Genomic DNA, 12,014 nt, shown 5'->3' on the forward strand with positions numbered 1-12,014 from the left:
TTTTCTTAAAAAACCACCCAAGTATACGGTCACACCCCCTGCCCTCCTCCATGAAGAAAAAAGAGAGAACGATTAAAATACACCAATTCCCTTATTTAAGAATCGAGAAAACTGCGTAATTTTCGCGAGCGGCTAGGATGCTTTAATTTACGAAGTGCCTTTGCCTCAATTTGACGAATACGTTCTCTTGTAACTGAGAACTGTTGTCCCACTTCTTCCAAGGTGTGATCAGTATTCATCCCTATCCCAAAACGCATCCGCAAAACACGTTCTTCCCGTGGTGTTAATGAAGCAAGAACACGTGTTGTCGTATCTCGAAGATTAGCCTGAATAGCTGCATCAATGGGTAATAATGCATTCCTATCCTCAATAAAATCACCCAAATGGGAATCATCTTCATCACCAACAGGCGTTTCAAGTGAAATAGGTTCTTTTGCAATTTTAAGAACCTTTCTCACTTTTTCTAACGGCATAGAAAGCTTGCTAGACAATTCTTCTGGTGTTGGCTCTCGCCCAATTTCATGGAGAATCTGACGTGAGGTACGCACAATTTTGTTAATTGTTTCAATCATATGAACAGGGATACGAATAGTGCGTGCCTGATCTGCAATTGAACGCGTAATGGCCTGACGAATCCACCATGTTGCATAAGTTGAAAATTTGTAGCCACGCCGATATTCAAACTTATCTACAGCCTTCATCAAACCGATATTGCCCTCTTGAATAAGATCAAGAAACTGCAAGCCACGATTAGTGTATTTTTTGGCAATTGAAATAACAAGACGTAAATTAGATTCGACCATCTCTTTTTTTGCAATTGTTGATTCGCGTTCACCTTTCTGCACCTGCATAACAATCCGGCGAAACTCACCAATCGAAATAGCCGTTGCTTGCGCAAGATTTTGTATTTCACTCCGCAATTTTTGAATTTCTTTTGCTTCACGCATTGAAAATTCTTTCCAACCCGGAGCTGGTAAAGTGGCAATATAATTCATCCAATCTGCATCTAATTCACGACCTTGATATTCTCTTAAAAAATCGTCATGACCAATGCCATAACTGTTAGCGATTCGTTTCAGCTTACCTTCATTATGAATCAATCTCTTATTGATATCATAAAGCTGTTCAACCAACGCTTCGATACGATTTTGGTTCAAAGAAAGAGATTTTACCGCTTGAATCAACTCGCCTTTTAATTGAATATATTTTTTCTTTTGAGAAGCTGTAAGAGCTCCCTCTTTACGCTCTGCCAAACTGCTTTCAACATGTTGATCTTGTAATTTGCGTAATTTTACATAGGTTTGAGCAATAAAATCCAATGTTTCCATAACTTGAGGACAAAGCTCATTTTCCATTGCAGCAAGAGATAAGTTAACATCATCATCGTCTTCTTCATCATCTTCTTCAATGCCTCTTTCTCCTATATCTTCTCCTATATTACGTATACCAGAAGATATATCTTCTCCTTTTATCTTATCAACTTCACTTCGCTCAATAACAGGGGCCTGCTTTGCTTCTGGACCAGCGTAAGTGGTTTCGAGATCAATAATTTCACGAAGAAGAATACGCTGTTCTTTTAACTCATCACGCCAGATAATCAGAGCCTGAAAAGTCAAAGGACTCTCACAAAGTCCTGCAATCATTGTTTCACGCCCTGCTTCAATACGCTTGGCAATAGCAATTTCACCTTCCCGTGAAAGAAGCTCAACAGCTCCCATCTCACGTAAATACATACGCACCGGATCATCCGTACGATCTGTTACTTCGCGCTTATTCGTTGTCGTTGCAATTGCGTGGCTAGAAGCCTCGACTAAGTCTCCACCCTCTACCGTAATTTCTTCTTCATAATTTTCAGACTCAACTTCATTCTCATCATCGACAACATTAACCCCCATCTCAGAGAACATCGCCAAGATATCTTCAATTTGTTCAGATGTAACCTCGTCGGAAGGAAGAACAGCATTGAGTTCATCCATCGTTACGTAACCATTTTTTTTGGCAAGTTTAATCATTTTCTTGATGGCATCATCAGAAAAATCAAGAAGAGGACCATCCAAACTCGCTTGGCTTGTTACTTCCGCATTATCTTTCTGTTTAACCTTTGTTGCCATACCATAACTCCACTCGATCACTTCATAGTTTCCATGTAATCATAGTTTCCATGTGACCAGCTTTTTTGCTCTCACTTATAATCAACCAATAGTTTCTCATATATACTTCCTTTTAAGAGATTGCTATTGGAAAGAATACATTTCGTATATGCCCTGATATCCTTATAAACCTGACATCCAGACAAAAACGCGGGAAAACTCCAGAAGTTTCCCCGACACCTCTCAGCCCTTCTGAGATAATCTCTGTACCCTATCGTAAGAACCAATTTCCCGCTTTTCCTAAAATTTATATTGTCATCTTTATGAATTAATCGTTATCCTTATAAAAATGTCACTCTACATAAACTTCCTCATCTAAAACTTAAGTGACTGATTCGCATTAAAAAAGCGAATCATTTTATCGTATCTTGTGTATTCCCGTCTATTTTTTCATCCAACCAACTTCCAAACCCTTCAATTAATGCTTCTGTTGCCTGCATCTGCTCCAGCTCATTTTTTATCTCCCGAAGCAGATCAAAAACCTCACTCTTAGGATTTTCTACAAGTTGCTCTTCAATATCCTGTAACCTCTTATGTAGGTGGTGTTCCTGAAGATGCAAGTAGACAGCTTGTTTTAATATAGCACGTGCATCTTCGATAGAAGCTCCCCCAAAGATAATACGCATACCAATATTTCGCACAAGATGTTTCATACGCTCTAATAGAGCCTTTTGCCCTCTTTTTTCTAAGAACGCAACCATTGTCTCTTTATCATGGAGCGTCTGCTCTCCAAGAATTTCCAACATCGTTTGGTGAAAACAGATCAATTGTGTATTTTTTAATTCTAATTCAGAGAGAATCTCAAAATTTTCATGCCATAACTCAGGATAGTAAGCTAAAGTGAGTAAAATTACAGCTTCACGCAACGGAATAGCTTGCGAAGAATTTCGTACTATTTCAGAATTTGCTAACAAAGAGAAGGATTGATCTTTAAAGATCCTATTGGGTGAAGTCTGTCCATATCGCCCTCCCCCTTTCTTTTTTGAAAAAGGGGGACGAAAAAAATCAAAAAGGCGTTTTTTTACATCTTGCAAATAATAACGACGGATATCTTCATCCTTAATCATAAAAATTTGTTGTTTGAGTTGTTTTTCTAGTGCTGCTCGTGCCTCTGGAGTTTCAAACTGCTTTCCATAAGTAGCACGCCACCATAAAAGCTCAATCAATGGGATTGCTTTTTGCAAAAAAGAAGAAAAAAGCTGCGCACCACCAGCACAAACAATTTCATCAGGATCTTTTCCTTGTGGTAACAACACAAAGCGGACACAAACCCCAACCTTTAAAAGAGGCAACACCCGATCAGCAACGCGAAAGGCAGCCTTTAAACCAGCATCATCTCCATCAAAACACAAAATGGGCTCCTTGCCCATCTGCCATAAAAGCTCAATTTGTGCTTCCGTTAATGCTGTCCCTAAGGGCGCAACAACCCCCTCAAAACCAACTTTAGTCAATGCAATGACATCCATATACCCCTCGACAACAAGAAGTGAATGAATTTTTTCATCGCCAACAAAGCGACTATTTTTGCGCGCTGCTGCCGCGTTATAAAGTATATTTCCTTTATGAAATAGCACTGTTTCAGGGCTGTTGAGATATTTTGCGCGTGTTTCTTTCTCTAACGCACGCCCTCCGAAAGCCACCACACGTCCACGCAAATCTTCAATAGGAAACATAATACGATTTCTAAATCGGTCATAAGAATCTACACTCTCCTCATGCACTGTGAGAAGTCCACATTCTTCCATTTGCTTTATTGAAATACCGCGGGTACTCAAAGCTTCTTTCAAAGCTGTACGCTTTACCGGCGCAAAACCAATTCGAAAACGCTCTATAAGTTTTTGCGTAACACCACGCTCCTCCAGATAACGACGAGCCTGCGCCCCTCCTTTATCGCGTAAATGATATTGAAAAAAGTCTGTTGCAATTTTCATCACATCATAAAGGTCAGCTTTTTCCATTTGACGTTGATGATTTTGAGGATCTTCAATAGGGAGTTTCATTCCTGCAAAATCAGCCAAACGCTCAACACTTTCTGAAAAGTGTAATCCATCAAGCTCGCACAGGAAGGTAAAAATATCTCCGCTTACCCCACAACCAAAACAATAATAACGCCCTTTATGATCATCACAATGAAAACTGGGCGTTTTCTCACCGTGAAATGGACAACAACACCAAAAATCTCCCCGTGAAGGTTTACTTTTTCGCATGTCAAAATCCACCCGTTGACCAATCACTGTTGAAATTGGGAGTCTGCTACGCAGTTCATTCAGGAAATCAGGCGGAAAACGCATTATCTCTCACAGAGTTTGAAAATTCTTTTTTGCATATTTAACGACTTTAGAGCATAATTCCAAGACTTCCTCTTAAAGCAGTTGTAAAATTTTAATCTCTCGACTGCCTATCATTTCAGAAATGGAGAGCAAAAAAGTGATCGAATTTATTGTTCAATATCCGTGGTTAGAAGTTATTTCTTGGTTTATTATTCTCACTATATTTGCCCTTTTAATCAACTTTGTAGGACGAAAATTACTCATTCACGGAGCAAAAAAACTCTCTTCTTTCCTCCCCAAAAATACAACGACCGATATTCACAATGCTATTCAATACCTAGCGAATATCATTTCAGCTTTTATTCTTTCAGTCGGTGTTAATTTTATATCCACATTGCCCGATGCATTCGGAACTGTCATCAATAATCTCGCCAATGCCTTCATTATCTTTTTTGTTGTTCTGACAATTTCTGCCTGCCTCAATATCATTAACATCCTTTACGAACAACGACCAACAGCACGACTAAAACCAATAAAAGGGTATATTCAAATTGCTAAAATTGCCCTTTTTGCCATTGCAGCAGTTTTAATGGTCGCCACGTTAATTGACCGCTCCCCTCTTATTCTTTTCTCCGGTCTTGGTGCAATGGCCGCAGTTCTCATGTTAATTTTTCAAGATACACTTCTTTCTCTCGTTGCCGGTATTCAAATTTCATCCACCGATATGGTTCGTGTTGGTGATTGGATTGAAATTCCCAATCTCGGTGCTGATGGCGATGTTATCGAAATTGCCCTTCATACTGTTAAAGTTCAAAATTTCGACAACACCATCACCTCAGTTCCTATCCGTAAACTTGTGACCGACCCTTTTAAAAATTGGCGTGGAATGCAAGAATCAGGTGGCAGACGCATCAAACGCTCCCTTTTTATTGATCAATCCAGTATCCATTTTCTCACAGAAGAAGAACAAAAATATCTTTCCCGATTTAATTTATTAGAAAATTATTTTACACAAAAAATAGCAGAAATCGATCAATGGAACGCTCAATTAGATAAAAATCATGATGTTGTAGCCAATACGCGCCGTTTAACCAACATTGGAACTTTTCGTGCTTATGTTTTTGCTTATCTACAACAGCATCTCAACATCAATCCCAATATGACCTTTATGGCCCGACAATTACCCCCTACAGAAAATGGTTTACCCTTGGAAATCTATTGCTTTACGAACACCACCGTTTGGATAGACTATGAACAAATTCAAGGTGATATTTTTGACCATCTTTATTCCATTCTTCCTTTTTTTGGTCTAAAGGTTTTTCAAAACCCAAGCGGTTATGATTTTAATCAAGTATTAAAAGTAAAAGCAAAGTAAAAACAATAAACTTCAATTTATCAATTTTGAGTTAACCATATTCATAAACAAGAGAAAGAAAAAGTGTCATGAATGGTTCATTGGTACTCCTCCATCTTGCTGGCGCTGTTTCTTTACTTCTCTGGGCTACACGCATGGTACGCACAGGAATTGAACGCGCCTATGGTGACAGACTTAAATATAACATGCGCCACGTCATTTCAAAACCATTGTTTGCTGTAAGTTTTGGGCTTTTTACAGCAATGATTTTACAGAGCTCTACAGCCGTAACGCTCCTCGTTGGTTCTTTCGTTGAATCTGGTTTTGTCTCTGGAATAGCAGGGCTTATGGCAGTACGTGGAGGAGAATTAGGATCAGCACTCGTTATTAAAATTCTCACCTACGATCTCACACTTGTTGTACCCCTTTGTCTTTTAATGGGCACTTGTATCTTCATGACAACGGAAAAACGTGAATGGCGCCAAATAGGACGTATTGTCATTGGTATTGGCCTTTTGATTTTGTCTTTACAAATGATAAGTACCGCAACAGAACCTTTACGGGATAGTGAAATTTTACCGAGCATCATTCGTTATCTTTCAACCGATCCTGTCTCAACTTTTTTGTTGGCTGCAGCTTTAACCTACTTCTTACATTCATCCATTGCAGGAATCATTTTGCTGATTAATTTTGCCAACTACGACCTTATCCACACACAACTTTGTGTTGTCATGGTTCTTGGTGTTAACTTTGGTTCTTCTCTGATAGCCCCCCTTTTAACACGCAACGCTTCTCCGAATACCCGCCTCGTTCCCTTGGGGAATTTACTCATGCGTGGAGCCGGTTCAATTCTTGTGCTGATCTTATTTCTGTTTTTTCAACCACCCATCACATGGCTTGGCAATAACGCCCCCACGCAAGTGATCAACGCCCATATCGTTTTTAATGTTTTCATTCTCCTAGCTGGAATACCGCTTTCAAAATGGGTTTTAAAATTGACCACTCAAATCGTTCATATGAGTACAAAAAAAACGCAAGCCGATAAAACGCTTAATTTATCGGATCAAACAGCTCTTGATGATAGCGTTCTTGAACGCCCAGCTTTAGCGCTCTCGAATGTCATGCGTGAAGTTATTCATATTTGTGATCTTGTCGACATCATGCTAGAAAAAATCATGGGACTTTATGAAAAACCCGATCCCACTATTATTGCTGAACTCAATCAACTAAATACCATATTAGACAAAAAACATATCGCCATAAAACTTTATCTTGCACGATTAGCAGGACAAAAATTATCGAATGAAGAAGCTCTTCAAACGCAAGAACTTCTAGATGCCTGTATAAAATTAGACCAAGCAGGCGATATCATTATTCACAATATGCTGATGCTGGTTAAAAAGAAACAACAAAAAGGTCTAAAATTCAGCAGTGAGGGCTGGAGTGATCTCCTTCATTTCCATGCCATTGTACTGGCCAACGCGCATATCGCATTTAATGTTCTCGTCTCCCGTGACACCCACACTGCACATCTCTTGGTCCAAAAAAAGGATCAACTACGAAACTTAGAAAAAGAGATGAGTTTAAAACATTTTAAACGCTTACGTGAGGGGGATCTCAAAAATGTAGAATCATCCAGTCTTCATCTGGATACTGTCCGCGACCTCAAACAAATTAACTCTCTGTTGACCTCAATGATCTACCCTATTTTAGAACAACAGGGACTTCTTCAAAGTTCGCGCCTACGCAATCCTGCTGAAGAATAGACAGAAAAGCCTTAAACTTTTAAAATAAATCAAATAAAAAATACATCGCATCAATTATTTAATTTTGAACATTTAAATATCTTGCGTAAAATATTGATTTAATAAAATACTTTATTATTGGATGATTTAAATGAACTCTCTTCAATAGCGTCAATTTCTTTCATTTTTAATCTATTCATAATGAATTTCTCAAAACCATCCGCTTGCACTTCTACAAGCGGTTTCGCCATAGAGAATAAAACTCTTGAAGAAAAAATATCTCCCCATCTCAAAGAAAAAACTGTGTGCAATTCAAGGTAACATATTGATTTATAAAGATAATTTACTTATTTATATTACCCCCCTGAATATCGTAAGATTCTCTCATTCCAAACCTGTTCCATGTTAAATCAATTAAAGCCCTTCGCTTTTACGATAAGAGCAGAGAATCCTGCGTGAGTGAAACTATACAAGAAATATATAAGAAGGGACTTAAAAACACCTCTTATGAACCGTCTGAAAACCCAAGAACTTGTCGCAACATTCTAGGCAAGTGTGTAATGGTATTAGCTTGCTTTTTTATGAAACCTAAAGACGGAGATGCTCAATGAATTGACTACCCCTCACGGGCGTCATTGAAAAATGAAGCTTGGGAAAACCTTGAGAGAGAGAGCAATAAGAAGAAGACACCTAAAAGTATGATACTACCAGCCTAAATTTATCTTTTAAAAAGGCTACCACTTAACAGTGCCAGAAAAATAAAGAAATATCCGATAAGAAATGCAAAACTCCACCTGATTGCAACGTTTATATCAATATCTGTAGAGATTGAACTTATACAGCATTTTATAATGCATTAACAAAATAGTTTTAATCTCATTTCAAATAATATTGATATCGATTGGCAAGCTTCCAATCTCTAGATATCCATTTGACGTATTATTTTAGTCACAATTATTTTTTTCAAAACTTGGGAGAAAATATTCGTTTTAAAAAATATGATAATTATACTTTATACGTTCTTAAAATAGTTTTATAAATATTTTCTTTTTTAATTTATATTTTTCAAAAAATAATTTATTTATAACTTAAAATCTTTATATAAATTAAAAATTATTATATATTATACTGATATATATATGAATATTATTTTAATATATAGGAAAGTAATAAGTAAAACCTCTAATAAAAATATCCTTTCCACTGGGTAAAAAAGGAATAAACCTTGATCTTTACAAAGTTTACTCTAGTTACAATCTAAATTCAGGCAAAGGAGAGTATCATGGAAAATGCAAACATCGGTTGGATTGCGGCTATTATTATCGGCGGAATTGCAGGTTGGGCTGCACAATATATTATGAAAAGCCAAACAGGGATATTGTTAAATATTATCTTAGGAATTATTGGCGCTGCGTTAGCGAGCTTCCTTTTTAGTCTTTTAGGCGTAAGTTTTGCTGGTTGGCTTGGTTATCTTATTTCAGGTTTTATAGGAGCCTGTATTCTTATATGGATAGGACGGAAAATTCGATCATAGGGCATTTATTGATTCAATCACCTTTTGGTGTTCAATAAAACAACTGGAATATTTTTAAATATTTCCCCATAACGCGTTAATACCATTTTTGGTATGATGGTGAGATGCTTAAACTACGATTTCTGGCATACACCATCATGTATCTTAACCGAAAAAGAATAAAGACTTCTATAATACCCCCTTCCGGATCGATATAACTCTATACAGAGCAGGAGGGGTAAGCGCGTTATTTTGATGAAATACAAATTTATTTTTGTACCGTATTTTGGAGCGAATGCGCAAACCTAATTCATCGCACTATCATAGCAATATACAAGGTTACAAAACCAATCATGATGATTAAAGATCCTACCGCGTAACACTTAATGCTATACACTTCATCAATAAGCCCATTTTACTGAAAAAAACCGAAGAATTCTTTTGTATTCTTAAAAGATAAAGATAAGAAGTAGGTGCAAAATAATAAAAATATTTTCTAGCATACAAAATAAAGAATATAACTTAAATATAGTAAATTTTTATTTTTATATTTTATAAATTAAATTTTTTAAAGCATTTAATATAAATATATTAAATGATAATACATTACTTTACATTTATTTTTAACAAAAAACATATTAATAACTACTATTATATTTTATAATTATATCTAAATACTGTTAATATAAGATAGTTTTATTATTCTATAAACGAAATAATATAAGCTATTTTCCCCAAAATGTATTCCTATACAAGTCTATCTTATAAAAAATACGACAACTTTTCCATCTCTATTCAAAAGGTTTGAGTATCCCACTTTCTAAGCTGTAATATTAAGGGTTATTATAATATAAGGGTTTTGCTCCTCTTAAAATTTCCTCTTTATACCATCTGACATAGATGAATTCTTCATTCCTTTTTCGTATGCGTTACAAAAAAGTTTAAAGCTGGAAATACCCCATCCATTCCCCTCGCACTATCAAGAAGATTCTATAACGCATTATGGGAAAGCTCTTTAGATAAAGCATAATAGATTAATTTTGCTCTTTTAATGAAAATAACTCTATAATCTATTTCCATCTATCTTCTTTTAAAGATCTTTGCTTTCGATTTTCCCTTTGATATTTTCCTGTTAAAATCTTGCTGCTTTTATATGCCTGTATTACAATAGAGCCATCTCTTTAGCCCACTCAGCATAACATATGGAATAGGATTTTAGATGTGGAGTAAAACGATGTCTGATCTTGAAGATTCCATCTTACCACCTTTGAAGTGGCTCTTTGATCAAAATCCTCCCATACCAGAAAACATTCGCGATTGGCTCATGGAATCGGGCTCGATGACGCTTCGATTAAAAAAATATTGCACCTGCTTCCAAGTTCAACGACAACGCGAATGTTTTATTATGCGAGATAAATTAAAAGAAGAAGCAGAACATCTCCCCAAAAGTGCGCGGTATTGGCTACGCGAAGTCATATTGATGGGAGATAATAAACCTTGGCTCCTCGGACGCACCGTCATCCCACAAGAAACCCTTCTGCATAATCAGTCCTTGATGCATCTAGGAACGACCCCCTTAGGACACTATTTATTTAACAATGATAAACTAACCCGCGATTACATTCATATCGGTCAACAAGGCGTGCTATGGGCACGCCGTTCCCGTTTGCGGCTAAGGGATAAGCCGTTGTTGCTAACTGAACTTTTTTTACCAGATTCACCACTGTACCTCCACCATAAATAGAGGATATTCATTTTATTCTGCATAATATCTAGATTTTTCATAACTTTCAAAGAAGTATCTGAGAAAATAATTTTCAAAATCGTTTCAAAATAAATTACAAACAAAGGCTTCTTTTCGAAATATCTCTTTATCCCAGCTTTAAAAATACTCCCCATAAAAAATCGTTTTCAAGTTCTGCTTTTCTTATCATAATCATGAAAACCAATGCTTGAATTAAGCAGAGACACACCATATTGATAAGATCATCTGCATTTAAACTTCTTGCCGAATAATCACCACTCTTGAAAAATAACGGCAATTCTCTATCAAAGAAACGCTTTGAATCATCAAAAAAGATGACAATACACGCCTACAAAAAGTTTGAAATTTTTATGAGTTAGCTTTTTCTCATCATCCTATTTTTTATCTCTAACAGTGAAAATAATAAATCCTTTTAAAAGTAAAAATTCCTATAATCTTTTTTCTAATGGTGTAACAGCTTTGAAGAACAACAAAATATAAGATAGAAAAAATATTTTATTACTCCATGAACCTCAAAAAACAGGTTTGTTCATTTCAAAGGATTATTTTTTTAATAAGAGCTTTATGTACAAGATAAATATCATTAACCAAATATTCAGCTTACGGACAAAGCCCTCGTACAATAAAAAAAATTCCAATTCCTTTGAATGGATAAGATCTATTGCAATTTTTTACGAAGACTATTGCAGACTTTAGAAAAATTCATTTGCCCCGCATACCGTTCTTTAAGCCAAGCCATCACCTTACCGATATCGCGTAATTTTTCAGCTTTCGTTTGTTCCAAAGCTTCACAAATAACCTGTTCTACTTCCATCTCCTTAAGCTGATAGGGAAGAAATTCACGAATAACGTCTATTTCGGCTTGTTCTTTCTCTGCTAATTCCAAGCAACCAGACTCTTTATAGGCACGCATTAACGCTTCACGCTGTTGAAGCATTTTAGTGAAAACAGACTGAATCTGCTGATCATCGACTTCCCGCTTCCCTTCATCACAATAAAGAATATAACGATCTCTAACCGCAGCATTCATTAAACGAAGTGTAGCAAGACGTGTACTATCTTGTACTTTCAAAGCAGCTTTAAGAGCTCCATCAATCTGGTCACGCACCATAAATTCATCCAATTTTGTTCAAACGGGAGATGCTTTTAACTAATCTTTATCTATCTTGCAATGGAAGATAAAAAAATAATTGAAGTCTCGATCTTAGAAAAGATAA

At 36.4% G+C, this 12,014-nt stretch carries 8 protein-coding genes; 4 read left to right on the forward strand and 4 right to left on the reverse strand.

What is annotated here, in order from left to right; all coding sequences use genetic code 11:
- Nucleotides 1-95 precede the first annotated feature (95 nt).
- Both rpoD and dnaG read right to left on the reverse strand, forming a co-directional pair.
- Nucleotides 96-2,111: an RNA polymerase sigma factor RpoD gene (rpoD, locus tag BTR_RS07750; RefSeq protein ID WP_012232079.1), complete on the reverse strand. Its 2,016-nt coding sequence runs from the start codon at nucleotides 2,109-2,111 to the stop codon at nucleotides 96-98.
- A 392-nt stretch (nucleotides 2,112-2,503) separates the two neighbouring features.
- Nucleotides 2,504-4,441, reverse strand: coding sequence for a DNA primase (dnaG, locus tag BTR_RS07755; protein WP_012232080.1), 1,938 nt, complete (start codon nucleotides 4,439-4,441; stop codon nucleotides 2,504-2,506).
- Nucleotides 4,442-4,577: 136 nt separating this feature from the next.
- Between dnaG and BTR_RS07760 the strand changes: the two genes are divergently transcribed.
- The gene (locus BTR_RS07760) at nucleotides 4,578-5,795 is read left to right on the forward strand and encodes a mechanosensitive ion channel family protein (RefSeq protein WP_012232081.1); all 1,218 of its coding nucleotides are present in this window, start codon (nucleotides 4,578-4,580) and stop codon (nucleotides 5,793-5,795) included.
- Between the two features lie 68 nt (nucleotides 5,796-5,863).
- Nucleotides 5,864-7,540 (forward strand): Na/Pi cotransporter family protein, encoded by a 1,677-nt coding sequence (locus tag BTR_RS07765; RefSeq protein WP_012232082.1) that lies wholly within the window; start codon nucleotides 5,864-5,866, stop codon nucleotides 7,538-7,540.
- Nucleotides 7,541-7,638: 98 nt separating this feature from the next.
- On the opposite strand, the gene BTR_RS13655 is transcribed toward BTR_RS07765, so the two are convergent.
- Nucleotides 7,639-7,770 carry a hypothetical protein gene (locus BTR_RS13655; protein ID WP_280109576.1) on the reverse strand — a complete coding sequence of 44 codons (132 nt, stop codon included), beginning with the start codon at nucleotides 7,768-7,770 and terminating at the stop codon, nucleotides 7,639-7,641.
- Nucleotides 7,771-8,801: 1,031 nt separating this feature from the next.
- Here BTR_RS13655 and BTR_RS07770 point away from each other — a divergent pair.
- Nucleotides 8,802-9,053, forward strand: a complete 252-nt coding sequence (locus BTR_RS07770; protein ID WP_012232083.1) for a GlsB/YeaQ/YmgE family stress response membrane protein — start codon at nucleotides 8,802-8,804, stop codon at nucleotides 9,051-9,053.
- A gap of 1,213 nt (nucleotides 9,054-10,266) precedes the next feature.
- The gene (ubiC, locus tag BTR_RS07775) at nucleotides 10,267-10,776 is read left to right on the forward strand and encodes a chorismate lyase (RefSeq protein WP_038473768.1); all 510 of its coding nucleotides are present in this window, start codon (nucleotides 10,267-10,269) and stop codon (nucleotides 10,774-10,776) included.
- Between the two features lie 679 nt (nucleotides 10,777-11,455).
- Here the strand turns inward: ubiC and BTR_RS07780 are convergent.
- The gene (locus BTR_RS07780; protein WP_012232085.1) at nucleotides 11,456-11,908 is read right to left on the reverse strand and encodes a GatB/YqeY domain-containing protein; all 453 of its coding nucleotides are present in this window, start codon (nucleotides 11,906-11,908) and stop codon (nucleotides 11,456-11,458) included.
- Between the last annotated feature and the right edge of the window lie 106 nt (nucleotides 11,909-12,014).

The organism is Bartonella tribocorum CIP 105476 (assembly GCF_000196435.1).
Classification (GTDB): domain Bacteria; phylum Pseudomonadota; class Alphaproteobacteria; order Rhizobiales; family Rhizobiaceae; genus Bartonella; species Bartonella tribocorum.

Excerpts from the sequence above, each read along its gene's own strand:
- rpoD (WP_012232079.1), bottom strand. The coding sequence starts at position 2,111 with ATGGCAACAAAGGTTAAACAGAAAGATAATGCGGAAGTAACAAGCCAA.
- dnaG (WP_012232080.1), bottom strand. The coding sequence starts at position 4,441 with ATGCGTTTTCCGCCTGATTTCCTGAATGAACTGCGTAGCAGACTCCCA.
- BTR_RS07765 (WP_012232082.1), top strand. The coding sequence starts at position 5,864 with ATGAATGGTTCATTGGTACTCCTCCATCTTGCTGGCGCTGTTTCTTTA.
- BTR_RS13655 (WP_280109576.1), bottom strand. The coding sequence starts at position 7,770 with ATGGCGAAACCGCTTGTAGAAGTGCAAGCGGATGGTTTTGAGAAATTC.
- BTR_RS07770 (WP_012232083.1), top strand. The coding sequence starts at position 8,802 with ATGGAAAATGCAAACATCGGTTGGATTGCGGCTATTATTATCGGCGGA.
- ubiC (WP_038473768.1), top strand. The coding sequence starts at position 10,267 with ATGTCTGATCTTGAAGATTCCATCTTACCACCTTTGAAGTGGCTCTTT.
- BTR_RS07780 (WP_012232085.1), bottom strand. The coding sequence starts at position 11,908 with ATGGTGCGTGACCAGATTGATGGAGCTCTTAAAGCTGCTTTGAAAGTA.